General features: G+C 39.5%; 26 protein-coding genes. 21 read left to right on the top strand and 5 right to left on the bottom strand.

Going from position 1 to position 24020, the window contains the following annotated elements; translation table 11 throughout:
- Positions 1-302: 302 nt before the first annotated feature.
- Positions 303-2093: a M3 family oligoendopeptidase gene (locus RE409_RS19340; RefSeq protein WP_201223620.1), complete on the top strand. Its 1791-nt coding sequence runs from the start codon at positions 303-305 to the stop codon at positions 2091-2093.
- Positions 2094-2157: 64 nt separating this feature from the next.
- Here RE409_RS19340 and pssA read toward each other — a convergent pair whose 3' ends face one another.
- On the bottom strand, positions 2158-2697 hold the full coding sequence (gene pssA / locus RE409_RS19335; protein WP_056528566.1) for a CDP-diacylglycerol--serine O-phosphatidyltransferase: 540 nt from the start codon (positions 2695-2697) through the stop codon (positions 2158-2160).
- 135 nt (positions 2698-2832) lie between these two features.
- On the opposite strand from pssA, the gene RE409_RS19330 reads away from it, so the two are divergent.
- A complete protein-coding gene (locus RE409_RS19330; protein WP_309557899.1) occupies positions 2833-3621 on the top strand; it encodes a phosphatidylserine decarboxylase in 789 nt (262 codons plus the stop codon).
- Between the two features lie 57 nt (positions 3622-3678).
- Here the strand turns inward: RE409_RS19330 and RE409_RS19325 are convergent, their stop codons facing one another.
- Positions 3679-3819, bottom strand: coding sequence for a sporulation histidine kinase inhibitor Sda (locus RE409_RS19325; protein WP_201185876.1), 141 nt, complete (start codon positions 3817-3819; stop codon positions 3679-3681).
- A 464-nt stretch (positions 3820-4283) separates the two neighbouring features.
- Between RE409_RS19325 and RE409_RS19320 the strand changes: the two genes are divergently transcribed.
- From RE409_RS19320 to RE409_RS19285, 8 genes are read left to right on the top strand one after another with little or no spacing between them, the layout of a single operon-like run.
- On the top strand, positions 4284-4805 hold the full coding sequence (locus RE409_RS19320; RefSeq protein ID WP_201223622.1) for a YqeG family HAD IIIA-type phosphatase: 522 nt from the start codon (positions 4284-4286) through the stop codon (positions 4803-4805).
- Positions 4802-5911 (top strand): ribosome biogenesis GTPase YqeH, encoded by a 1110-nt coding sequence (gene yqeH / locus RE409_RS19315; RefSeq protein WP_376102761.1) that lies wholly within the window; start codon positions 4802-4804, stop codon positions 5909-5911. Before RE409_RS19320 ends, yqeH begins: the two co-directional genes overlap by 4 nt.
- Before the next feature lie 19 nt (positions 5912-5930).
- Positions 5931-6773, top strand: coding sequence for a shikimate dehydrogenase (aroE, locus tag RE409_RS19310; protein WP_309557898.1), 843 nt, complete (start codon positions 5931-5933; stop codon positions 6771-6773).
- A complete protein-coding gene (gene yhbY, locus RE409_RS19305) occupies positions 6767-7057 on the top strand; it encodes a ribosome assembly RNA-binding protein YhbY (protein WP_053347027.1) in 291 nt (96 codons plus the stop codon). Before aroE ends, yhbY begins: the two co-directional genes overlap by 7 nt.
- Positions 7058-7068: 11 nt before the next feature.
- Positions 7069-7638: a nicotinate-nucleotide adenylyltransferase gene (locus RE409_RS19300; protein WP_053347026.1), complete on the top strand. Its 570-nt coding sequence runs from the start codon at positions 7069-7071 to the stop codon at positions 7636-7638.
- A complete protein-coding gene (gene yqeK / locus RE409_RS19295) occupies positions 7628-8200 on the top strand; it encodes a bis(5'-nucleosyl)-tetraphosphatase (symmetrical) YqeK (protein ID WP_309557897.1) in 573 nt (190 codons plus the stop codon). The genes RE409_RS19300 and yqeK overlap by 11 nt, the downstream gene beginning before the upstream one ends.
- Positions 8200-8556, top strand: coding sequence for a ribosome silencing factor (gene rsfS / locus RE409_RS19290; protein WP_057218744.1), 357 nt, complete (start codon positions 8200-8202; stop codon positions 8554-8556). Before yqeK ends, rsfS begins: the two co-directional genes overlap by 1 nt.
- Positions 8553-9296 (top strand): class I SAM-dependent DNA methyltransferase, encoded by a 744-nt coding sequence (locus RE409_RS19285; protein WP_201223624.1) that lies wholly within the window; start codon positions 8553-8555, stop codon positions 9294-9296. The genes rsfS and RE409_RS19285 overlap by 4 nt, the downstream gene beginning before the upstream one ends.
- A 102-nt stretch (positions 9297-9398) precedes the next feature.
- Here the strand turns inward: RE409_RS19285 and comER are convergent, their stop codons facing one another.
- Positions 9399-10229, bottom strand: a complete 831-nt coding sequence (gene comER / locus RE409_RS19280; protein WP_223305467.1) for a late competence protein ComER — start codon at positions 10227-10229, stop codon at positions 9399-9401.
- A gap of 105 nt (positions 10230-10334) precedes the next feature.
- On the opposite strand from comER, the gene RE409_RS19275 reads away from it, so the two are divergent.
- The 3 genes from RE409_RS19275 (at position 10335) to RE409_RS19265 (ending at position 13944) form a co-directional block, all read left to right on the top strand.
- A complete protein-coding gene (locus RE409_RS19275) occupies positions 10335-10976 on the top strand; it encodes a helix-hairpin-helix domain-containing protein (protein WP_309557896.1) in 642 nt (213 codons plus the stop codon).
- 83 nt (positions 10977-11059) lie between these two features.
- Positions 11060-11620: a ComE operon protein 2 gene (locus RE409_RS19270; protein ID WP_053347022.1), complete on the top strand. Its 561-nt coding sequence runs from the start codon at positions 11060-11062 to the stop codon at positions 11618-11620.
- Between the two features lie 17 nt (positions 11621-11637).
- Entirely contained in the window at positions 11638-13944 is a 2307-nt protein-coding gene (locus RE409_RS19265) for a DNA internalization-related competence protein ComEC/Rec2 (RefSeq protein WP_201223626.1), read from the top strand.
- 77 nt (positions 13945-14021) lie between these two features.
- On the opposite strand, the gene RE409_RS19260 is transcribed toward RE409_RS19265, so the two are convergent.
- Positions 14022-14156 carry a YqzM family protein gene (locus tag RE409_RS19260; RefSeq protein ID WP_081108861.1) on the bottom strand — a complete coding sequence of 45 codons (135 nt, stop codon included), beginning with the start codon at positions 14154-14156 and terminating at the stop codon, positions 14022-14024.
- Between the two features lie 343 nt (positions 14157-14499).
- Between RE409_RS19260 and holA the strand changes: the two genes are divergently transcribed.
- A complete protein-coding gene (gene holA / locus RE409_RS19255; protein ID WP_056528604.1) occupies positions 14500-15513 on the top strand; it encodes a DNA polymerase III subunit delta in 1014 nt (337 codons plus the stop codon).
- Positions 15514-15594: 81 nt separating this feature from the next.
- On the opposite strand, the gene rpsT is transcribed toward holA, so the two are convergent.
- Positions 15595-15861, bottom strand: a complete 267-nt coding sequence (gene rpsT, locus RE409_RS19250) for a 30S ribosomal protein S20 (protein WP_034308554.1) — start codon at positions 15859-15861, stop codon at positions 15595-15597.
- A gap of 276 nt (positions 15862-16137) precedes the next feature.
- On the opposite strand from rpsT, the gene gpr reads away from it, so the two are divergent.
- From gpr to grpE, 7 genes are all read left to right on the top strand, one after another.
- Entirely contained in the window at positions 16138-17256 is a 1119-nt protein-coding gene (gene gpr, locus RE409_RS19245; RefSeq protein WP_201185868.1) for a GPR endopeptidase, read from the top strand.
- A gap of 85 nt (positions 17257-17341) precedes the next feature.
- Complete coding sequence (spoIIP, locus tag RE409_RS19240; RefSeq protein ID WP_201185865.1) at positions 17342-18541, top strand: stage II sporulation protein P; 1200 nt, start codon at positions 17342-17344, stop codon at positions 18539-18541.
- Between the two features lie 20 nt (positions 18542-18561).
- The gene (locus RE409_RS19235; protein ID WP_056528609.1) at positions 18562-18885 is read left to right on the top strand and encodes a YqxA family protein; all 324 of its coding nucleotides are present in this window, start codon (positions 18562-18564) and stop codon (positions 18883-18885) included.
- Between the two features lie 181 nt (positions 18886-19066).
- Entirely contained in the window at positions 19067-20902 is a 1836-nt protein-coding gene (gene lepA / locus RE409_RS19230) for a translation elongation factor 4 (RefSeq protein ID WP_056528610.1), read from the top strand.
- Between the two features lie 79 nt (positions 20903-20981).
- Entirely contained in the window at positions 20982-22133 is a 1152-nt protein-coding gene (gene hemW, locus RE409_RS19225; protein ID WP_057218741.1) for a radical SAM family heme chaperone HemW, read from the top strand.
- 125 nt (positions 22134-22258) lie between these two features.
- Positions 22259-23287 carry a heat-inducible transcriptional repressor HrcA gene (gene hrcA, locus RE409_RS19220; protein WP_201185863.1) on the top strand — a complete coding sequence of 343 codons (1029 nt, stop codon included), beginning with the start codon at positions 22259-22261 and terminating at the stop codon, positions 23285-23287.
- 99 nt (positions 23288-23386) lie between these two features.
- Complete coding sequence (gene grpE, locus RE409_RS19215) at positions 23387-23983, top strand: nucleotide exchange factor GrpE (RefSeq protein WP_053347013.1); 597 nt, start codon at positions 23387-23389, stop codon at positions 23981-23983.
- Positions 23984-24020 lie beyond the last annotated feature (37 nt).

The raw sequence follows: 24020 nt of genomic DNA, 5'->3' as shown, positions 1-24020 counted from the left end.
AACGGGAGCTTTTTCTCGGCCTTATCCCAGTGATGAACATCAGTGTGTTCTTCAAGGTTTAATGGCTGTGCGTGATGTTGAAGAGGTATATGCAGTGTCCAAAGAAGCAGGGTAATGGCTGACAGCTGGATAAATAGTTTCATGTAAACCTTCCCCTTTCCTAAGGATGTAACCATCATAACATGCTTTTAATTATGGATATAGAAAAATGTTTCGAAAAATTACTGAAAATTCTTTTTAGTTAGAAAAATATAGGTAAAACCTCTATAATAGGTTTATTGATAAAAGGGGGCAAACAGAAAATGGAATATTCTTTAACATGGGATTTGGATATCTTTTTTAAAGGAGGAAGCTCTTCTAAGGAATTCCTGCTTTTTTTAGATGAAATCAATCAAGAGGTTCAAGAATTTGATCGTCTTGTAAGTAAGATAAATTCAGAAGAAAATGATGAAATCAGTTTGATCCAGGCATTTGATCTTTTTAAAAATTTAAATATGAAATCGAGACAGGCTAGCGCCTTTATAGGATGCCTGGAAGCTCAAAATGCACAGGATAAAAAGGCAGGTCAACTGCGAATAAAACAATTGAAGAGTGTGGCGTCACTAAAAATGGTGGTAAGTAAACTGGATGAAAAGCTAGTGGAGCTTGATGAGGTGTTTTTTCAGAGTATCCTCAATAAAGAACCGTTGAATGAACTGAAATATGTATTGAATGAACGTAGAGAAAGAGCGAAGGAAAGGCTGTCTGTTAAGGAAGAGTCACTAATCACCCAGCTATCCATGGACGGGTTTGAAGGCTGGAGCCAAATGTATGATACAATTGTGGGCTCGATGACCATCCCTTTTAAGGGTGAAGCACTTTCTGTTGGTCAGGCGGCTAATAAATTTTCTGATCCGGATAAAAACGTCCGGAATGAATTGTTTACTGCTTGGGAACAGGCTTGGGATGAAAAAAGTGATCTTTTTGCCCGGACTTTGAATCATTTAGCAGGCTTTCGTCTCAGTGTGAATGAAAAAAGAGGCTGGGATGATATTTTGAAGGAGCCGCTAGAAATCGGCAGGATGAAGAAAGAAACCCTCGAGAGCATGTGGACCGTAATTGCTGAAAATAAGGAGCCGCTAGTGAAGTTTTTACATAGGAAGGCGGAATTACTTGATTTGGAGAAATTAAGTTGGGCTGATTTGGATGCTCCTCTCGCTGTTACAGCAGAGTCAAAGGTAATGAATTATCAAGAAGGTGCAGATTTTATCGTGCAGCAATTTTCTAAATTTGGAACTCAGTTAGCGAACTTCACTCAAAAAGCATTTGAAGACAGCTGGATTGAAGCAGAAGACAGACCAGGAAAGAAGCCAGGCGGTTTTTGCACAAGTTTCCCTTTGGATAAGCAATCCCGGATTTTTATGACGTATTCGGGCACCCCTTCGAATGTGTCGACATTGGCTCATGAATTGGGGCATGCTTTCCATTCATATGCGATGAGGGATATCCATCCATTGAATCGATCATATGCAATGAACGTGGCAGAAACAGCCTCTACGTTTGCAGAGATGGTCGTTTCGGATGCAGCAGTGAAAGAAGCGACAAATGAGGAAGAAAAACTGATTCTTTTAGAAGATAAAATTCAACGTTCTGTGTCATTGTTGATGAATATCCATGCTCGTTTCTTATTTGAGACAAGATTTTACGATGAGAGAAAACAGGGATATGTCAGTGCCGAACGCTTAAATGAACTAATGGTTGAAGCGCAAAAAGAAGCCTATGGTGATGCGCTAAGTGAGTATAATCCAACGTTTTGGGCTTCAAAGCTTCATTTCTATATAACAGGTGTACCGTTTTATAATTTCCCATACACATTCGGATTCTTGTTCTCATTAGGCATTTACGCGAATGCGCTTAAAGAACCTTCTGGGTTTGAAGAAAAATATATTGCTTTACTAAAGGACACCGGTTCCATGAAGGTCGAGGACTTGGCAGAGAAACATTTAGGCGTGGATTTAACTACCCGTGATTTTTGGGAAGAAGCGGTTACTGCCTGTATGGAGGATGTCGAAGAGTTCATCCGTTTGACCGATCCTCTAGTTCAAAAAGCATAAACTTGGTCTAGTTAAAATAAGAACAAAAAAGCGGATGTCCGGTTTAGGACATCCGCTTTCCCATTTAAACTTTTTTCAGTTTAAATGGACTGACCATAAGTAATGATAATATAATCATGAGGGATAAGAAAAAGACCGGGTGGAGATAAGGAATGGCTAAATAACTAACGGTGGCTAAACAGCCTGCAACGGTAATCGGAACGCCGGTAAAATATCCATTGCTTTCACTGATGTTAAAACGGGCTAGACGAAATGCGCCACAGCCGATGTAAAAAACCGTAAATAGTGTGCCTGGAGCTCCGAATTCTATTAAAATTCCTTGGTATAATAATAGAGCTGGTGCAACGCCGAAAGAAATAATATCGCACATGGAATCAAGTTGCTTACCTAATTCCGATTCAATGTTAAACTTCCTGGCAACCATACCGTCAAAGCGATCTGCAAGGGCAGCTAGGAAAATTAAAAGCAAGCTTAAATTCAATTGGCCGTGCATCACGGCAATTATTGCAAATCCACCAAGGGATAAATTCATTAAAGTAAGTATATTTGCTGTTTGGGCTTTCACTTTTTTAATGGTTTGATCTAGGGCGTGTAATAAAAACATCTTTTCACTCCTTTCAAATAAAACAAATAAAAACAAAATATAGTAAACATAAGTATTTATTATATAATAATATTTTATTTAACACAATTTATGCAAGGGGTTTTAGAATTATTTTACAATTTGGAGTGGTTTTGTTTGTATCAATCTTTTTATCGTATTCTTATTGAACTGACGAATGGAAGGTATTCGTCAGGTATATTAAAGCATTTTAGCCAATCTCGTTGGAGTAAGCCGTTGATTTTATTTTATGTAAAAACTTTTAACCTTAATCAACAAGAATTTGGTAAGGACCTAAAAACGTATAACAATCTGCATGAGTTATTTACAAGACACTTAAAGCGGGAGGCAAGGCCAATTACGGTGGAATCTTCTGCAGTAGCATGTCCTGTAGATGGTGTGCTCGAGGATGCAGGGGAAATTCGAGCTGATAAAAAAATTGTAGTAAAGGGAAAAGTATATTCGATAGAGGAAATGCTAGGGGACGCACTTTTTTTAGAAAAGTACCTAGGTGGTAAATATCTCGTGTTATACTTAAGCCCGAGTCATTATCATAGGATTCATGCGCCTATTTCGGGTTCTGTGGTAAAACGTTGGACGCTTGGAAAGAAATCTTACCCTGTTAATAAATGGGGAATGAAATATGGAAAAGAGCCATTATCGAAAAATTATCGTACAATAACAGAGCTTCAAAATGAGGCGGGATGTTTAGCAATGGTGAAAGTCGGTGCCATGTATATTAATTCCATCGTTATTACTGATGAATCGAATCACTTAGAAAAAGGACAGGAATTTTCTTATTTCAGTTTTGGTTCAACAGTCGTGATGCTTTTTGAGAAAAACAGTTATCAACTCGATGAAAACTTATCTATTCCCGCTGATGTCCGTGTCGGTGAAAAGATTGGGTACATGAGGAGAGTCGTTTAATAATCATCAAATAAAAATAAGAAGGCTGACATGTTTTGTCAGCCTATGTATTTCATTTTAAAATATTGATCGGATTTTATGTGTCAAAGATCTTCGATGAATTTCCGTTTCTATGAGGCGGATGAAATCGGTACTTAACTTTAAATATTGCGCTTTAAAATAGGATTCCAGCAACAGATCATCAGATAGTTTTTGCATCAGAACGCCATTTACGGCTGCTCACCTCCAGTAGGGATTGCGAGGAATATTTTTGTAATTACTTGCATATATTAGTAGGTCATCCATGATGTACCCCTACTGTATCAGAAATAAACGTAGAGAACAATCGTTCTGTTATCCACAGTTGAAAGTGGATAACCTGTGGTTAAGTTGTTTACAAGGTGAACGAATAGATACACAACAGTATGGAAAATGTTAGTAAAGTTATCCACAGGTCAGGTTAATGAAATTTTTGTCGAATTCTTTTAGTAATAATTAGTTCTTTCGTCTGTTCAGACAGTTGGATTTTCTAGTCTTTTCGAAAAATGCCTTTCCATATTAGAAAACTTACATTATGATGATTTTTTACCGATAGCCCTTCGTTCCTAATTTTTTTTGAAAGTAAGCCAAAAATTCGATATGATGGAGACGGTAAATTTTATGAAAATTATAGAGGTGTCAATATGCTTAAATTATTTTTGCCGAGCGAACATGTTAAAAGCATTTTTAATATAGATCCTCAAGATTTGAAAAAAAGAGGGATTAAGGGAGTTATTACTGATTTAGACAATACACTCGTTGAATGGGACAGGCCAACCGCTACCCCTGATTTAATCAAATGGTTTGACAATATGCGGGACCATGGGATTTTAGTGACGATTGTGTCCAATAATAATGAAAAACGGGTACGTGCTTTTTCCGATCCGCTTCATATTCCATTTATTTTTCAGGCTAGAAAGCCGATGGCGAAAGCTTTCCATAAAGCCCGTAAGGCGATGGGATTGAAGGTAGAGGAAACAGTGGTAATCGGCGATCAGTTATTGACGGATGTATTGGGCGGAAATAGAGGTGGGTTTCATACCATCCTAGTGGTCCCTGTCGCGCAGACTGACGAATTCAGAACGAAAATCAATCGTTATTTTGAAAGAAAGATTATGGCGTTTTTTAAACGAAAAGGAATGATAGAATGGGAGGATCACAATTGAACAATCATCAAGAATTAGTGTGCATCGGCTGCGGCGTTAAGGTCCAGACGGAAGATCCGAAGGAATTAGGCTTTGCGCCTAAATCAGCACTTGAAAAAGAGAGCATTGTTTGTCAGCGCTGCTTTAAACTGAAACATTATAACGAAGTTCAGGATGTTTCCTTAACAGACGATGACTTCTTGAAAATCTTGAATAAAGTAGGCGAAACTGATTCATTAATCGTCAAAATCGTCGATATTTTTGATTTCAATGGAAGCTGGCTGCCAGGCCTTCATCGCTTTGTAGGCAGAAATGATGTTCTTTTAATTGGTAATAAGGTGGACTTACTGCCCAAATCAGTAAAGCCGAACAAATTGATTAATTGGATGAAACAATCTTCGAAGGAACTGGGATTGAATCCGGTTGATGTTCTCCTTGTCAGTGCCGAAAAAGGAAAGCACATTCTTGAAGCTGCTGATGCGATTGAACGGTATCGTCAGGATAAAGATGTTTATGTTGTTGGCTGTACGAATGTTGGTAAATCGACTTTCATCAACCGTCTTATTAAAGAGGTGAGTGGTGAAGGGGATATCATCACGACTTCTCATTTTCCAGGCACAACTTTGGATATGATTGAAATTCCTCTAGATGATGGACAGGCCTTGATCGATACACCAGGAATCATTAATCATCATCAAATGGCTCATTATGTAGATAAACGTGATTTCAAGGTGATTATGCCGAAGAAGGAAATCAAGCCGAGAGTGTATCAGCTGAATGAAGAGCAAACGCTATTTTTCGGCGGTTTGGCTCGGTTGGACTATGTTTCGGGTGGCAGACGCTCGCTGACTTGCTATCTTTCGAATGAATTAAATATCCACCGGACAAAACTGGAAAAAGCGGATGAATTATATAAAAATCATGCAGGAGAATTGCTGACGCCTCCGCGTCCTGAACAGATGGAAGAATTTCCGAAGCTTGTTCCTCATGAATTCTCCTTAAAAGATGGTAAAATGGATATTGTGTTTTCAGGCCTTGGCTGGGTAACTGTCAATGAACCAGGTGCGAAGATCGTTGCGCACGTTCCAAAAGGTGTGAACGTCATAGTTCGAAAATCTTTAATCTAAATATAGGGGTCGTCTGTCTATGAATAAGATATATGGGGTAATAGGAGATCCAATTGCGCATTCGATGTCTCCGGACATTCATAATGATGCATTTGAAAAAGTAAATATAGAAGCGGTTTATCACCATTTTCATGTAAAACCAGAGAGCTTGATTGAAGCGGTACAGGGTATGAAAGCCCTTGGTGTAGCAGGGTTTAACATCACGATTCCTCATAAAACTACGGTCATCCCACTTCTTGATGAAGTAGATGAACTGGCCCTTGCAATTGGGGCGGTTAATACAGTTATTAACGAAAATGGACGATTTATAGGGTATAATACAGACGGAATAGGATTTTATAAATCTTTATGCGATGAAATATCAGGTGACATTAAGGCTAAAAAAACGTTAGTGATCGGAGCGGGCGGTGCTGCACGTGCGATTTATTTTACTCTTGTAAAAGAAGGTGTAAAGCACGTTGATATTGCAAACCGGACAAAGGAAACAGCAGCCCACCTTGTTTCTGATTGCCCATATGATAAAGAATCAAAGGCGCTCACGATTGCCGAAGCGGAAGAAGGCTTATCACAATATGATTTAATCATCCAAACAACTTCTTCTGGAATGAGTCCGCACATTGAACATTCTCCGTTGAAGTTGGACCAGTTGAAGGCTGGTGCATTTGTCAGTGACATCATCTATAACCCTTTGCAAACGAAATTGCTTCGTGAAGCGAGGAAAAAAGGGGCGGAAACGCAAAATGGTGTTGGTATGTTTGTCTACCAGGGTGCGCTCGCTTTTGAGATATGGACGGGCATCATGCCTAATACAGCAAGAATGACAGATATTGTCTCGAACAAACTAGGAGGTAACACATGTTAACAGGTAAACAGAAAAGATTTTTACGATCAAAGGCCCATCACCTAAATCCAATTTTTCAAGTTGGAAAAGGCGGTGTTAATGATAATCTCATTAAACAAATTGGTGAGGCGCTAGAAGTACGCGAACTAATCAAGGTTAGCATATTGCAAAACTGTGAAGAAGACCGTAATGATGTGGGTCTTGCATTATCAAAAGGGGCAAGAGCAGAATTGGTTCAAATTATCGGTAACACAATTGTGTTATATAAAGAATCAAAAGAAAACAAACAACTTAAACTACCTTAAGGAACCTATCTATGAAAAAAATTGGAATTCTTGGCGGTACATTTAATCCTCCTCATATCGGTCATTTAATTATAGCTAATGAAGTGCTGGATGCTCTAGAGTTAGATGAAATTAGATTCATGCCAAATCATGTTCCTCCTCACAAGGAAAAAACGGAGGAAGTAACCGATATGGACAGGTTGGCTATGTTGGAAAATGCCATAGCTGGACACCCATCTTTTTATATTGAGGATATTGAAATAGAAAGAAAAGGCACATCCTATACGTATGATACGATTAAATTGCTGAAAGAACGCGAACCAAGCAATGAATTTTATTTTATAATAGGTGCAGATATGATTGAGTATTTACCTAATTGGCACCGGATCGACGAGCTTATGCACCTAGTCAATTTTGTCGGAGTGAAACGTCCCGGCTATAATGAAAAGACAGAATATCCAATCACGATGGTGAAGGTTCCACAAATGTTCATTTCTTCCTCTATGATACGAAGGAAATTGCGAACAGGAAAAACCGTGAAATATTTAATAGCAGATCCAGTGGTGAAGTATATTAAAGGGAATGGTTTATATGAATCGTGAGAAAGCATTAGCGCTCGTCAAAGAACAAATAACCGAGCGCAGGTATATTCATACGTTGGGCGTGGTCAAGTCAGCAATAGAACTTGCCGAATTGTATGGTGCAGATGTCAAAAAAGCGGAACTGGCAGCTATTTTCCACGATTATGCAAAATTTCGTCCAAAAGAGGAAATGGAACAAATAATAATCTCTGAAAAAATGGCGCCGGATTTACTTGAATTCAATATGGAACTGTGGCATGCTCCTGTAGGGGCTTATCTGGTAGAAAAAGAAGCCGGGATCACTGACCGTGAAATATTGGATGCGATTGCCTATCACACATCAGGCAGGGTCGGTATGAGCCTTTTGGATAAGGTCGTATATCTTGCTGACTATATTGAGCCTGGGCGTTCTTTTCCTGGAGTCGACGAAGTAAGGCAGACAGCAAAGGAAAACTTGGATCGTGCTGTCATTCAAGCTTTAAGGAATACAGTTGTATTTTTAATGAAAAGAAATCAGGCAATTTACCCTGATACATTTAAGACATATAATGATTTAATCATGAATTTGAAGGAGAAGATGTAATGACTGAACGTGAACTTCTTGTAATTGCAGCAAAAGCGGCGGACGATAAAAGAGCGGAGGATATCGTTGCTCTAAATATGCAAGGTATTTCTTTGGTGGCGGATTACTTTTTAATCTGTCATGGTAATTCTGAAAAACAAGTACAAGCTATTGCTCGAGAAATGAAAAGCAAAGCAGACGAATCAGGGATCAATGTAAAACGCCTTGAAGGTTTTGACGAAGCGAAATGGGTACTTGTAGATCTTGGAGATGTTGTAGCCCACATTTTCCATAAGGATGAAAGAAACTATTATAACCTTGAACGTTTATGGGGAGATGCACCTTTTGAAGATCTAGAGAGTGAATTGACTCCATGACTTACGAACGCTTTGCCTATGTATACGATGAATTGATGAAGGACGCTCCATATGAAAAATGGCTGATGATCCTGACGGCGAAGCTGGAACAGTACGGAATTGGTGGAAGGAAAGTCCTGGACTTAGCATGCGGCACTGGGGAAATAACAGTAGAACTGGCGCAGCATGGATTTGATGTCTCTGGTGTAGATTTGTCTGATGAAATGTTGATGGTTGCCAATGAAAAAGCGGCGAAGCTAGGGTTATCGATTCCCTTTTTTCAGCAGAATATGGCAGAACTCGAAGGGCTTGGTCTATATGACTGTGTCACGATTTTTTGTGATTCGTTGAACTATCTTCGTGAGGAAGCGGATATTGTAAAAACGTTCTCCAGGGTGCATGAACATCTGAAGGATGGCGGATTATTTTTGTTTGATGTTCATACTATTTATAAGATGGAAGAAATCTTTCACAATAATACGTTTGCCGTCAATGATGAAGAGGTCTCCTATATTTGGGATTGCTTCCCGGGTGAAGAAGAATACAGTGTTGAACATGATTTAAGTTTTTTCGTGAGGGACAATGATAGTGGCTTGTACGACCGTTTTGATGAGTTGCATTATCAGCGTACCTATCCGGTTGAGCAATATAAAAAATGGTTGCAACAAGCAGGTTTTGAAGTTTCTGAACTTCTGGCGGACCTTGAAGAAGCACCGGTCGGTAAAGAAACCGAAAGAATCTTATTTGTAGCCAGAAAATAAATCAAGGGGTCAGGCCTCCTATCGTACATCACTGTGCGAAAGGATGCCTGACCCTTTATTTTTTTATATTTTTAGAAGGAGAATAGATTTCGGATGCGAATATTAATAAGGATGGCCAAATTGTTTTTCAACCTCGTGAAGATCTTCTGCGAATTTTTCGTGTGTCGCTTGAAACAGATGATGAAACATTTCTCCGGTTTCAGCTTCTAAAACCTTAATTCCTTCCCCTGTGATCCCACCTTTTACGCAAACCTTTTCCTGTAAGGTCGGTAATGTGTAAACTCCCTTACCAAGCAATTCACCTAACCCAATCAGCATGTTCTCGGTCAAAGTCGTTGCGGTTTCTTTATCTATCTTCGTTGTTTGACAGGCGGCTTCAATAAAAGCTTGTGCTAAAAAGCTAAAGAAGGCAGGTCCGCAGCTTACAATGTCGGAAGCTACCCGGGTGATATCATTTTCAATGATGACCGGTGCCGATATGGCAGATGCCAGATTAAATAAGGATTGCTGTGTCTCTTTGCTGCACCCTTTGCTGAAGCTCAGTAACGATACCCCTGATCCCACACGGTTCGTTATGCTTGGGATAAAACGGGCGCATGGAGCATTCACTTCTGATTCAAGCTGTGCCACTGAAAGCGGGCTTGTAATGGAGATAAGTAGTTGTTCTCTTTTTATATGGTGTTTGATGCCCTGTAAAAGGCTGTGAATTTGTAATGGTTTTACGCAGAGAAAAATAAAGTCTGCCTGTTGGACGATCTCGGCGGCGCTTTTCGCTACCTCGATACCGGGATGCTTTTCTTTCAGCACCAATGCTTTGGAGAGCGTTCTATTTGTAATGAGTAGATCAGCCGGATTTAGTATTTTAGCCTCCAGCCACGCTTCGATTAAAATCGTTCCCATATTGCCTGTTCCAATTACACCGATTTTCTTCAATACTTTCAACTCCTCTCACTAAAAGCGAATCTCCTAAAAACACTATGTATTTTTAATCTGTCCTATGACAATGTAATGTTCGAATTCAAAGAAGGAGGCTAAGAAGTGGATAAAATATTAAAAAAGAAAATGGCGATGATTGCCGCTGCAGTAGCTACTGGGGCGATAGGAGTTTACTTTTTCTTTCAACCTGGGAAGGAACTGGTTGAATCAGAAGATATCTTTGCAGTATCAGCAAACGATGGCATTGATGAAATGACAACTGAAACGAAGGCAGAACCTCTTATCATTAAAGTCGATGTTAAGGGAGCGGTACAGGCACCTGGTATATTTACTGCGGAGGCAGGTGACAGGGTGATTGATTTGATTTCGAAAGCGGGAAGTTTCACAGACAAGGCCGATAAGGATAAAGTGAATTTTGCCCAACTTGTTGAGGACCAAATGGTCATTTACGTACCCAAAATAGGTGAAGAAGGCATAGAACTTCCCGGAAATGCATCAGCCGCCTCGAGCGGAACTGCGGCTACTGGAGGGGCATCTGAGAGTTCAAGGGGCCAGGTTAACTTGAACACAGCCACAAAGGAGGATTTAGAAACCCTGTCTGGGATTGGCGCATCAAAAGCAACGGCCATCCTTGAATACAGAGATACGATAGGGAAATTCAAGCAGATAGATGAATTGAAGAATGTATCAGGGATCGGTGATAAAACATTTGAAAAATTAAAGGATTCTATTTCCGTAAAATGATTGATTGAATTCTCTACACAAATGGACAGGAAGAAGGTAAAATTGAAGAAAATCAATTTTATTAAGTAAAAGGGGACCACAACATGAACAGGATTAGCTGGGATCAATATTTCATGGCTCAAAGCCATTTATTAGCTTTAAGAAGCACATGTACACGACTAACTGTAGGCGCAACAATCGTTAGGGATAACCGGATTATTGCGGGAGGCTACAATGGTTCGATTGCCGGGGGAACGCACTGTATTGATGATGGTTGTTATGTAATAGATAATCATTGTATTAGAACGATACATGCTGAAATGAATGCACTTTTACAGTGTGCCAAATTCGGTGTGCCGACGGCAGAGGCGGAAATATATGTTACGCATTTTCCATGCCTGCAATGCTGTAAATCACTCATTCAAGCTGGAATCAAAGCTGTTTATTATGCAGAGGATTATAAAAACCATCCATATGCAATTGAATTGTTTGAGCAGGCTGGGGTCAAAACGGAAAAGGTTGAAGCAAGAGGAGCCATCGATGTATACGGAAAAGAAAAACAGGACTTTGTACGTTCGTTGCTAGGTCAACTAGAACAATCCGGTTTAGAGAAAGAAGCTGTGCTGGAGCTAGAAAAGGAGGCAAAACTGTTATTTAACAAATAATTAGACAGGGGGTTGGCATGGCAAGACAACTTCTCTTTTTAGCCGTTTCGGCCACGTTTGGCGTTTCGGCCCATTCATTTTTTAGTGTAAGACTTTTAATCGTTTTCCTTATTTTCCTCTGTTTTATTTATTATTCGAGTGCGGGTGAAGGGAAGACCCTTATACTTCATGTGGTGATTATGGGGATTTTTTTAGGGTCCGCTACTGCCTCCGAACATCGAAACATCTCTTCTTATCAGGGAACGGAAAGTCATTTTGTTATTACATTTACAGACCAACCGAAAATAGATGGAAATCTATTAAAAGGTTTCATCATCAGTGAACAAGGAGAACGGCTGATGCTTCGATATAAAATAGCCTCCGAACAAGAAAAGGAAAAGCTTGATCAGTATCTTCGCATCGGTTTATCTTGTCCGGCCGAGGGAAATCTGCAGGTTCCTGACAAACACCGTAATGAAAATAGCTTCGATTATCAACGTTATCTCCTCCAGCAAAACACTCATTGGATATTTAAAGCGAGTTCTATTTCTTTTTCGAAATGCAAAAAGGTTGGAAACTCGATTGTCGTTTCAATTCGAAATTTGCGGATGAAAGGAATTTCGTATATAAAAAAACACTTCCCAGAAGAATCGAGTGGATTTGTCACAGCCCTTATTTTCGGTGATCAGACGGATATCGATGAAGGGGATCTTACTAACTATCAGCGTCTAGGTCTTGTACATTTACTGGCGATTTCGGGACTTCATGTCAGTTTTTTAACGGGGATGTTGTTTTATCTTGGTATCCGCTTCGGAGTTACTCGCGAGAGAATGATGATTGCCATCCTTATCTTTCTTCCGATTTACATGATACTTTCAGGAGCAAGCCCGTCAGTGATGAGATCATGTTTGATGGCTATGGTATTCTTTTTGCTCATGCTTTTCAAGAAACGAATTTCAGCAGGTGCCACAATCGGTGCGGTCTATATGACCCTGCTATTTTTTCAGCCACTTATGCTCTATAATATTGGGTTTCAGCTTTCTTTCGCTGTCACCTTTTCAATCATTATGTCTTCGAAAATCTTTTTGCAGTACCCACAAAAGACACTACAACTTTTCATTGTCAGCTCAATCAGCCAATTGGCAGCCCTTCCGATTTTACTTTTTCACTTTTATGAAGTATCTTTCCTTGGTGTGTTTCTAAATGTACTGTATGTGCCTCTTTATTCCATCATTTTGCTGCCTTTTTCACTAATCACCCTCTTTATCCATCTGTTACTTCCTGTTTTAGGTCAACCCCTTATTTCGTTATTAAACTTCACCTTCCTGCTCAGTAATAGGGTCGCCGATGCTGCATCGAATCTTCCTCTTGCCTCCATTCCGTTTGGAAAACCACTTTTCATTATGATGTTGTTGCTTGTTGTTGCAGTTTTAGGACTGTTCCTGACTTGGGAGAAATCTTTTAGTAAATGTAAAATCTGGTGTGGAATAATGATTTTACTATTACTTTTTCAATACAATCTACAAAAGCTATCTCCATTTGGTGAAGTACAGGTAATTGATGTTGGACAGGGTGATTCAATTTTAATTACTCTTCCGTTTAACCGGGGAAATTACTTGATTGATACGGGGGGACAAATTACGTTTCCTATGGAAATGTGGAAAAAAAAGCGAAAGACTTATAATACGGCTGATGATATCATTATCCCGCTGCTGAAAAGTAAGGGTATTCACCATTTGGACAAGCTGATTTTAACGCATGCCGATGCTGATCATATAGGAAGTGCAAAAGACCTCATTGAAAATTTCAAAGTTAAGGAGATAGTTATTGGAGGTTGGAGTGAGGACGATTATCGAGATAAAGACTTTGTTTCCATTGCAAGAGATAAGAGGGTAAAAGTGACAGTCGTACAAAGGGGCGAACATTGGAAAGTTGGGGAAGCTGAGTTTTTCGTTCTAGATCCACATAAAAAAGAAGAAAATAAGAATGATTCATCCATTGTTTTATATACAGAGTTAGGGGGATTGTCCTGGGTATTTACCGGAGATATGGGGGAAGAGGGGGAAAAAGAATTGATGGATACTTACCCTCAGTTGCGGGCTCATATTTTGAAGGTCGGTCATCACGGCAGTAAGACTTCTTCCTCGAAGCCTTTTCTCGAACAATTGCAGCCAAAAGCAGCGCTTATTTCAGTTGGAAAAGAGAATAGGTACGGTCACCCACATGAACAAGTTATTGAGGCCTTGAAAGAATATAATATTTATTTGTTTAGGACGGATGAAGATGGTTCTATTATTTACAAGTATTACAAAAGTGAAGGAACCTTTCGGAAGACTATTCCATAGTATGTAGAAATCAAAAAGAAAGAGACTGCATCAGCAGCCTCCTTCAGGGAAAAATAAGTGCATTTTGAAAAATGAAATCAGGATCCGACTGCTTTAATGACGACAGCAATGGTGAACATGGCAGCGAAAAATACAAAAGAACCGATGAATCCCATAGCGGAATCAGCGACGTCATCAGTCTTTGATTGAACATTCTTTTCGAATTCGTTCATTGTTTACCCCTCCTATTTCTGCTAATAGTATAAAACATTACCAAAAAAAAATCTACAGGCCACATTTCTTCATTTCCTTTACTGACAAGAGTTGTCACAAATAGTTTGAAATTTTGAGGTCAAAATAAAGGTACAAACAAAGCAAGCGAAAAAGAAAAGTTCACTTTTTTGTTCTACATGAATACTTTACCCGCTTTCAAGGGAGTTTACCCGGGCCTTTCTTGAAAGTGTTCATATAGATCCGGAATTAGTCCTTTAGAGGGCTAGTTCCCTTTATAGCTTGTCAAATGGTTCATCCACCTATACCATTAGAGAAGAATACATAAAAAAGAGGCGGATTCTATTGGTATTAGACGTATGGAAAAGTATTAAAAAAGGGCAATTCGCGCCTGTATATTTGTTATATGGAACAGAAGCTTATTTAATTAATGAAACAAAGCAGCTTTTGATTGAGCATGTCCTTCACGAAGATGAAATGGATTTTAACTTTTCTCAATTTGATTTAGAAGAGACGCCGATTGAAACAGCGCTTGAGGACGTTGAAACTCTTCCTTTTATCGGGGAAAAACGCCTTGTCTTCATGCAAAATCCATTTTTTTTGACAGCTGAAAAAACGAAATCGAAAGTTGAACATAATGTAAAAAGACTGGAAGCGTATTTGGCTGACCCAGTTCCTTATTCTATTGTTGTTCTGACAGCTCCTTATGAAAAACTGGACGAACGGAAAAAGATTACCAAAGAACTGAAGCGTAATGCGGTTCTCGTTGAAGCGAAAAAGCTTGGCGATCATGAATTAAAGGCATGGGTTAAGGAGCGCGTTGCAGCTTATTCTGTCCAAATAGATGAACAAGCCACAGAACTTTTGCTCGAACTTGCAGGAACGAATCTGATGATGTTGACAAATGAACTTGATAAAATGGCACTTTATGTAGAAGCTGACAAACGAATTACCATTGAGGTTGTTGAAAAGTTAGTCGCTAAATCTCTAGAACAGAATATCTTCACACTTGTTGATCATGTTTTGCAGCGAAAAATGGAAAGTGCTATGACGATTTTTCACGATCTTCTTCGGCAGAATGAAGAGCCGATTAAAATCTTGAGTGTAATGGCCGGACAGATCCGACTTATGTATCAAGTGAAGGAGCTTTCGCGTCAAGGGTATAGTCAGCAAAAAATTGCAGGGCAATTGAAGGTGCATCCATACCGAGTAAAGCTAGCCCTAGAAAAAACGGGGAAATTCCAGGAACGCGAGTTGTTGAGTATAATGAACGATTTAGCTGAAGCGGATTATAAGATGAAATCGGGTCAAGCCGATAAGGCGATCACACTTGAGTTGCTGCTTTTGAAAATTAGATAACAATAAAAGGTGACAGAAATTCCTGTCACCTTTTTGGTGCGTAAAAAAAAACGATCCATAAGGATCGTTTAATTTTTGTCATTATGCGTTAAGAGCGTTAAGTCTTTTCGCTAAACGAGATTTTTTACGGGCTGCCGCATTTTTATGGATTAATCCTTTAGATGCAGCTTTGTCTAATTTTACAGCAGCTGTTAAAAGAGCTTCTTTAGCAGCTTCAACGTTTTCACCAGCTAATGCAACTTCAGCGTTTTTCACTGTAGTACGCATAGTTGATCTAACAGTAATGTTATGAACGCGTTTTTTGTCGTTGATTTTCACACGTTTAATAGCAGATTTAATGTTTGGCATTCCGTTCACCTCCTACAAAGAAATCGAGATTATATGAACTCGACTTTTCAAATCCATATCAAATAGCACAAGTGATATTCTATCAGACTGCTCATGAATATGCAATACTTCAGATTGAGAATCGAAAAGGAATTATAATTTCAGTAAATAAATTCATCTCGTCATATTTCATTGTACCAAAAAAATGAATAATAAAAAAGCTAAAACGACAGAATGTTTAAGAGAGACTATGGAAATTACTAGAGTTAGATACAAATCAAACATCAGGAGGCCGCTATGGAAAATCATTTGGACCTTAGTAAGTTCGGAATTCGGACAGATTTGGCGATTGAAGCAAAAGATATTGCTCTTGAAAATAAGGGTGTTGTTGAAGAAGTTGATGTTTCCCATATCGAAGGGGTCATAATAAAGGAAAAAGAAGTGGATGATCTGAAAATTTCCTTAGTCGAGGTCACGGCTGAGGGAGAAAAAGAGATTGGTAAAAAACAGGGGAGCTATTTAACCATTGAAGTTCAGGGTATCCGCCAACAGGATACGGACACACAGCAACGAGTGGAGAAGGTGTTTGCTGAAGAGCTAGCCTACTTCTTAAAAAGAAATAATATCACGAAAGAAAGCAGTTGTTTAGTCGTCGGCCTCGGTAATTGGAATGTGACCCCGGACGCTTTGGGGCCAGCCGTGGTCGAGAACCTGGTAGTCACAAGGCATTTGTTCGAGTTGCAACCAGAGTCTGTTAAAGAAGGTTATCGGCCGGTAAGTGCGATCTCTCCAGGTGTTATGGGGATTACAGGAATCGAGACGAGCGACATTATCAAAGGAGTCATTGAAAAAAGCAATCCTGATTTTCTCATCGTCATTGATGCCTTGGCAGCCCGTTCGATTGATCGGGTAAATTCAACGATTCAAATAACTGATACAGGCATTCATCCAGGGTCAGGTGTTGGAAATAAACGAAAGGAATTGAGTCAGGAGACACTGGGGGTTCCTGTTATAGCAATTGGAATACCTACCGTCGTTGATGCTGTATCAATTACTAGCGACTCGATTGATTATATTTTGAAGCACTTTGGCAAGGAACTGAATGAGGGTGACCGCCCATCACGTTCATTAGCCCCCGCAGGATTTAGTTTTGGGAAACGTAAAAAGTTGACTGATGAGGATATGCCAGGTGAAAAGGAACGGAAAACCTTCTTGGGCATGATTGGTGTCCTTCCGGACGAAGAAAAGCGGAAACTGATTTATGAAGTGCTTTCACCGCTCGGTCAAAATTTAATGGTTACACCAAAAGAAGTCGATGTTTTCATTGAGGACATGGCCAATTTGATAGCCAATGGATTGAATGCAGCGTTGCATGGGTCAATTAATCAAGAAAATACTGGCTACTATACCCGCTAGTTCATTTTAGTGCCCAAAAATGGTGTTCTACCCTTTCTAGCAAAGTCATAGGTATTAATAGACAAGCTATAGAGAGGGTGGAAGGATGAAAAGAAGAAATTCCCCAGGGATCATAACAGCTATTCACGGTTCAACTATAGTAAAAACTTTTCTAGGTATTCTCGCCTTGCTTCTTTTTGTTTTTTCCGTCAGCGGGGTCATGACGTCTCTACGACCGGAGTATCGGATATCTTCGGATTCCGTACATACCGTAGCGAACCAATTTTCAGGGAAAATGCTGTTCTCGATGCTGGCTAATGAAAATCATTACTTTTTTAATGCCCTGCCTGAAGGTAAACAAGAATCGGTGATCACAAATCAATTGATAAAAATCTCGACTAATATTTCTATGGAGGATCCGCGAAGCTTGCTTGGTCGGGAACTTCCAGGCTTCTCGATTTTTGATAATGAAATCCTTGTTGCTGGTGAAGGAACCAATTATACGAATATGCCGTATGAATCTTCGCCGCCGGTAGATGTCCTGAACGAAGAAAGGGATGCGTCCCTGCAAAATCTGGATGAGATCGAAGAACCTGAAAAAGGAGTGGCTAATCAGCCAAATCAGACAACCAATGGGCGAAAAGTTGTTGAAATTTATCATAGCCATAATCGGGAGTCATATCTCCCTTATTTAAAAGGGGTTACAAATCCTAATCTCGCCTATCACTCTAAAATCAATATTACAAAACTCGGGGCACGAATGGTGGAGGACTTGGCTGATAACGGGATAGGCTCATCGCTTGATAATACGGATATTATGGGCAATTTGAATAATAAGGGATTGAATTACAACAAATCCTATCAAGAGTCTCGTAAATCCGTTCAAACGGCATTGGCTACCAACAAAGATCTAGAATATATGATTGATATCCATCGTGATTCAAAACGAAAAAAACATACGACCATTAACATTAACGGTAAAGATTATGCCAAGATTGCCTTCGTCATTGGGGGAAATAACCCGAACTTTGAGAAAAATGCAGCGCTTGCCAATAAACTTCATAAAGCTCTGGAAAAAAAATACCCTGGCATTTCACGAGGGGTTATGAAACAAGGCGGAGCGGGTCATAATGGAGTATACAATCAGGATTTGTCAGGCAATGCCATGCTCATTGAAGTTGGCGGTGTTGATAATACGTTTGAAGAAATGTATTTAACCGTTGATGCATTTACCGATGTATTCAGTGAATTTTATTGGGATGCTAAAGCGGTGGATAAAACAACTGGAGAATCAGAAGCGAAGTAATTTGAGAGGAGTTCTCTAACATGGTTCGATTTTGGTTAAAATGCACGGGGATTATACTCGTATTATTTTTAGGCGTCCTTATTGGAATGCAGCAGGCGAATGACGGCATGAAAAAAATGAAGGGATATGAAGACCCCTCTTTGAATAGTGCATTTATTATCAACCAATCGGACCAAGGGGAGATGGAGGCGGATATCCTTGGTGAAAAAGTAACAAGTCATGATTTAGAGACGAAAAAAGAAAAGCTTGAAGAAATGAAGGCTTTCAACTTTTTCTCATCTCTTGGCAAGACTCTCGGCGAAACGATATCAGCGGCCTTTCAAGCGCTTATAAATATGATTTAAGCTTGCGCAAGAAAAGTCGAATAACTCTGTCGAAAGGCTGCATCCGAGAATTCGGAATGCAGCCTTTTTTTATCCCTGGCACTACAATGATGCTTCTTTTGTAACTATTCTGTTGAATCTTGCATTTTCTATTGATATAATAAAAAATAGTGTATTGTGTCGACTAGTGGGAGTGAACGTTATGAATAGAGAAGAAAAATTAAAAAGACAATCCAAGATTCGTAACTTTTCCATCATCGCTCATATTGATCATGGTAAATCTACATTGGCGGATCGTATCATAGAAAAAACGAACGCTATGACTCAACGTGAAATGAAGAGTCAGCTGTTAGATTCCATGGATTTAGAGCGTGAGCGTGGAATTACGATTAAATTGAATGCAATTCAATTAAAATATAATGCGAAAGATGGCGAAGAATACATTTTCCATCTTATTGATACACCAGGGCACGTCGATTTTACCTATGAGGTTTCGCGAAGCCTTGCTGCGTGTGAAGGTGCAGTCCTTGTTGTCGATGCGGCGCAGGGTATTGAGGCCCAGACGCTTGCAAACGTATATTTAGCATTGGATAACAATTTGGAAATCATCCCGGTCATCAATAAAATTGACTTGCCGAGTGCTGATCCAGAACGTGTTCGTAATGAAATTGAGGAAGTAATCGGGTTGGATGCTTCTGATGCAGTTTTGGCTTCAGCTAAAGCCGGTATCGGAATCGAGGAGATTTTGGAGCAGGTCGTTGAATTAGTACCGGCACCACAAGGAGATCCTGAAGCACCGTTTAAGGCGCTTATTTTCGACTCGCTATTTGATGCATATCGGGGTGTAGTTGCCTATATCCGGGTTGTTGAAGGGTCTATTAAAGTGGGCGACAAAATTAAAATGATGTCCACAGGCAAAGAATTTGATGTCACGGAATTGGGTGTCTTTAATCCAAAAACACAACTGCTTGATGAACTAAACGTAGGTGATGTTGGTTTCCTTACAGCAGCTATTAAAAACGTTGGTGATACGACAGTTGGTGATACGATTACTAGTGCTGTGAATAGTGCGACAGAGCCGCTGCCAGGTTATCGGAAAATGAATCCGATGGTATATTGCGGTTTGTATCCGATTGACGCATCGAAATTCAATGATCTACGGGATGCATTAGAGAAATTGGAATTGAATGATTCAGCGCTGCAGTTTGAGGCGGAATCATCTCAAGCATTAGGCTTTGGTTTCCGTTGCGGTTTCCTAGGACTTCTTCATATGGAAATCATCCAAGAGCGTATTGAACGTGAATTCAAAATTGATCTAATTACTACTGCGCCAAGTGTTATTTACGATGTCGTTCAAACTGATGGAACGGTTTTGAAGGTTGATAACCCATCTAACATGCCGGATGCCCAAAAGATTGAACGTGTTGAGGAGCCATATGTAAAAGCAACAATGATGGCACCAACAGAATTTGTAGGCACAATCATGGAAATCTGTCAGAATAAACGCGGGAACTTCATTGATATGGAATATATCGATGAGACACGTGTAAGTATTCACTATGAAATACCATTGTCGGAAATCGTATATGATTTCTTTGATCAATTGAAATCAAATACAAGGGGCTATGCTTCATTTGATTATGAATTAATCGGCTACAAACCGTCCAAGCTTGTGAAGATGGATATTTTACTGAATGCTGAGACGGTCGATGCTTTAAGTTTCATCGTTCATAAGGACTTCGCTTATGAGCGTGGTAAAGTTATTGTTGAGAAATTGAAGAAATTGATTCCAAGACAACAGTTTGAAGTTCCAATTCAAGCAGCTATTGGACAAAAAATCGTGGCTCGTTCTTCTATTAGTGCAATGCGTAAAAACGTACTCGCTAAATGTTACGGTGGCGATATTTCCCGTAAACGTAAATTGCTTGAAAAACAAAAAGAAGGTAAAAAGCGGATGAAACAGGTAGGTTCTGTTGAAGTACCGCAGGAAGCTTTCATGGCTGTTTTGAAAATGGATGATACGACTCCAAAAAAATAAATGATAGATAGAAAAAAGAGGGTAGAGAAGATCTAGCCTCTTTTTCTATCGACTCAATCGATTAAAGGTTGTGAACACAATGATTAAAAGTGCCTACCTCCACATACCGTTTTGTGAACATATTTGTCACTATTGTGATTTTAATAAAGTGTTTTTGCAGGGGCAGCCAGTCGACGAATATTTACGGATGATGAAAAGAGAAATGGAAATGCAACTTGCAAAGTATCCAACAACAGGATTGGACACGGTTTTCGTCGGCGGAGGGACACCAACCTCTCTTGATGAAAAACAACTTGCATTCTTATGTGAAGCAATCAATGAAACCCTTCCTTTTGATTCAAAGAAGGCTGAATATACATTCGAGGCTAATCCTGGGGATCTTTCAAAGGAAAAGCTTGAAATACTATTTCATTCCGGTGTGAATAGGCTTAGCTTTGGGGTGCAAAGCTTCAATGATGAATTATTAAAGCGAATTGGTCGGACACATCGGGCATCTGAAGTATATGAAACGATTCATTTGGCTCAAGAGGTTGGCTTTACAAATATAAGTATCGACTTGATTTATGGATTGCCAGGTCAAACGATGGAAGACTTCAAGGATACGCTAGATAAGGCCCTTGCACTACAGCTTCCTCATTATTCCAGTTACTCATTAATTGTTGAGCCTAAGACGGTTTTCTATAATCAAATGAGAAGAGGGAAATTAAATCTTCCGCCTCAGGAGCTTGAGGCTTCCATGTATGAACGGCTGATGGAAGAGATGGAGAAACATGGTCTGCATCAATATGAAATCAGTAATTTTGCTCGTCCTGGATTTGAAAGCCGACACAATTTAACATATTGGGATAATGTAGAATATTATGGGATTGGTGCGGGAGCACATGGCTATACTGGGGGAAAAAGAGTGGCCAATCATGGGCCAGTGAAAAAATACATTACGCCATTGACGGTGAACGAGTTACCTGTTTTGGAAGAACATCCTGTACCACTCCATGAAAAGATGGAAGAGGAGATGTTTTTAGGACTTAGAAAAACAGAAGGAGTTTCATTGGAAAACTTCAAGAATAAATTTTCTGTTGAAATGACGGAAATTTTCGGGAAATCGCTCGAAGAAGAATCGGCAAAGGGTCTGCTTACGATTGAAGGTGGGTTTGTCCGATTGACTGAGCAGGGGAAATTGCTTGGTAATGAAGTGTTCCAATCGTTTTTAGGCGTTGCTGATTCCGAGTGATGGAAATCTCTTGTTATTTTATCAATGAATTAGCGGTTTTCATTGTTGACATCATAAGCTTCATTTGATAATTTATTAGTATATTAGCACTCAAAGAGACAGAGTGCTAACAGAGGTGATCATACATGCTAACTGATCGTCAATTATTGATTCTGCAAGTGATAATCGAGGATTTTATCCATTCTGCCCAGCCAGTCGGGTCGCGAAGCTTGTCGAAGAAAGATGAAATTACGTTCAGCTCTGCCACAATCCGTAACGAAATGTCTGATCTTGAAGAATTGGGTTTTTTAGAAAAAACTCATACATCTTCTGGTAGAATACCTTCTGAAAAAGGGTATAGATATTATGTGGATCATTTGCTTTCTCCTCAAGCTCCGAAAAAGAATGAAATGAAATTGTTAAAATCTGTTTTTGTTGAGCGAATCTATGAGCTAGAAAAGATTGTTCAAAAGTCAGCAAAAATTCTTTCTGAACTGACGAATTATACGGCAATTGTACTAGGTCCAAAAGTCAATGAACATAAGTTGAAAAAAATTCAGATCGTTCCATTGAGTCCGGATGCTGCAATTGCAATCATTATTACTGATACAGGTCATGTGGAAAATCGAATGATTTCCTTGCCCCCTTCTTTTGATATAAATGAAATTGAAAAGATGGTGAACATTTTAAATGCCCGTTTAGTCGATGTTCCGCTTGTTGATTTAAAAGATAAGATCTATAAGGAGGTGGCTGCTCTATTAAGCCACCACATTCATAATTATGGATCGATTGTTTCTGTTCTAGCGGATACCTTGACGGATACAAAGCCTGAAAAAATATTTTTCGGCGGGAAAACGAATATGCTAAGGCAGCCGGAGTTCCATGACATTGCAAAGGTAAGTACACTTTTATCGATGATTGAGCAGGAACAAGGGTTTTATGATCTTATTACTCAAAATCCAGCGGGCATTCACGTCAAGATTGGCCGTGAAAATCAAAATACGGTACTTGATGACTGCAGCTTAATTACCGCAACCTACTCAATCGGACATGAACAAGTGGGCACATTAGCGATACTAGGTCCAACGAGAATGGAATATTCGAGAGTAATCAGTCTGCTTTCGTTTTTCTCGAAAGATTTAACGACTCTGATGACTAAACTGTATCAAAAATAGGAGCAAAGGTAATATTGTTAAGGTGGCGGGGATGTAAATTCCCCAGCCTGACTTATTACTTAAGCATAAATTGTATAACCCTTTTAGGGAGGTGAGATTGTGACAGAAAATAAAAACGAAGAACAAACATTAGAAAATGAAACAATCGAGGAAAGCGCTGCAGAAGCTGTATTTGCTGAAGAGGAAATTCCAGCGGAACAAAATCAGGAGGAAACTCCGGTTGAGAAAGATGAACTTCAATTGGCTCATGAAAAGATTGCTGAGCTACAGGCTAAAATCGAAGAAATGGATAACCGTTATCTTCGTCTGCAGGCCGATTTTGATAATTCAAGACGCCGTGCCAAGCTTGATATGGAAGCGGCTCAAAAATATAGAGTTCAAAGTATTGCTGGTGATTTAGTCGAGGCTCTTGATAATTTTGAAAGAGCGACAAAAATCGAAGCTGATAATGAACAGACAAAATCCCTGCTTCAAGGGATGGAAATGGTCTACAAAGCGATTATTGATGCATTGACTAAAGAAGGCATCGAACCAATTAGTTCGGTTGGTGAAGAATTTGATCCGCGTTTACATCAAGCGGTCATGCAAGTTCAAGATGAAAACTTTGGTTCTAACATCGTTGTCGAGGAGTTCCAAAAAGGATATGTTCTTAAAGACAGAGTGCTTCGTCCTGCAATGGTAAAAGTAAACGAATAATAGAAATTACATACAAATAATTGGGAGGTAGTGAAAC

It is taken from the genome of Peribacillus sp. R9-11 (assembly GCF_031345095.1).
GTDB lineage: Bacteria > Bacillota > Bacilli > Bacillales > DSM-1321 > Peribacillus > Peribacillus butanolivorans.
Note: the sequence above shows the minus strand (reverse complement) of the source record. Positions and strands in the feature narration are given on the sequence as shown.

Excerpts from the sequence above, each read along its gene's own strand:
- spoIIP (WP_201185865.1), top strand. The coding sequence starts at position 17,342 with ATGAAAAGAAGAAATTCCCCAGGGATCATAACAGCTATTCACGGTTCA.
- aroE (WP_309557898.1), top strand. The coding sequence starts at position 5,931 with ATGAATAAGATATATGGGGTAATAGGAGATCCAATTGCGCATTCGATG.
- RE409_RS19340 (WP_201223620.1), top strand. The coding sequence starts at position 303 with ATGGAATATTCTTTAACATGGGATTTGGATATCTTTTTTAAAGGAGGA.
- gpr (WP_201185868.1), top strand. The coding sequence starts at position 16,138 with ATGGAAAATCATTTGGACCTTAGTAAGTTCGGAATTCGGACAGATTTG.
- RE409_RS19260 (WP_081108861.1), bottom strand. The coding sequence starts at position 14,156 with ATGAACGAATTCGAAAAGAATGTTCAATCAAAGACTGATGACGTCGCT.
- rsfS (WP_057218744.1), top strand. The coding sequence starts at position 8,200 with ATGACTGAACGTGAACTTCTTGTAATTGCAGCAAAAGCGGCGGACGAT.
- yqeK (WP_309557897.1), top strand. The coding sequence starts at position 7,628 with ATGAATCGTGAGAAAGCATTAGCGCTCGTCAAAGAACAAATAACCGAG.
- rpsT (WP_034308554.1), bottom strand. The coding sequence starts at position 15,861 with ATGCCAAACATTAAATCTGCTATTAAACGTGTGAAAATCAACGACAAA.
- pssA (WP_056528566.1), bottom strand. The coding sequence starts at position 2,697 with ATGTTTTTATTACACGCCCTAGATCAAACCATTAAAAAAGTGAAAGCC.
- RE409_RS19325 (WP_201185876.1), bottom strand. The coding sequence starts at position 3,819 with ATGCAAAAACTATCTGATGATCTGTTGCTGGAATCCTATTTTAAAGCG.
- RE409_RS19265 (WP_201223626.1), top strand. The coding sequence starts at position 11,638 with ATGGCAAGACAACTTCTCTTTTTAGCCGTTTCGGCCACGTTTGGCGTT.
- hemW (WP_057218741.1), top strand. The coding sequence starts at position 20,982 with ATGATTAAAAGTGCCTACCTCCACATACCGTTTTGTGAACATATTTGT.
- hrcA (WP_201185863.1), top strand. The coding sequence starts at position 22,259 with ATGCTAACTGATCGTCAATTATTGATTCTGCAAGTGATAATCGAGGAT.
- RE409_RS19235 (WP_056528609.1), top strand. The coding sequence starts at position 18,562 with ATGGTTCGATTTTGGTTAAAATGCACGGGGATTATACTCGTATTATTT.
- lepA (WP_056528610.1), top strand. The coding sequence starts at position 19,067 with ATGAATAGAGAAGAAAAATTAAAAAGACAATCCAAGATTCGTAACTTT.
- yhbY (WP_053347027.1), top strand. The coding sequence starts at position 6,767 with ATGTTAACAGGTAAACAGAAAAGATTTTTACGATCAAAGGCCCATCAC.
- RE409_RS19270 (WP_053347022.1), top strand. The coding sequence starts at position 11,060 with ATGAACAGGATTAGCTGGGATCAATATTTCATGGCTCAAAGCCATTTA.
- RE409_RS19285 (WP_201223624.1), top strand. The coding sequence starts at position 8,553 with ATGACTTACGAACGCTTTGCCTATGTATACGATGAATTGATGAAGGAC.
- RE409_RS19300 (WP_053347026.1), top strand. The coding sequence starts at position 7,069 with ATGAAAAAAATTGGAATTCTTGGCGGTACATTTAATCCTCCTCATATC.
- RE409_RS19320 (WP_201223622.1), top strand. The coding sequence starts at position 4,284 with ATGCTTAAATTATTTTTGCCGAGCGAACATGTTAAAAGCATTTTTAAT.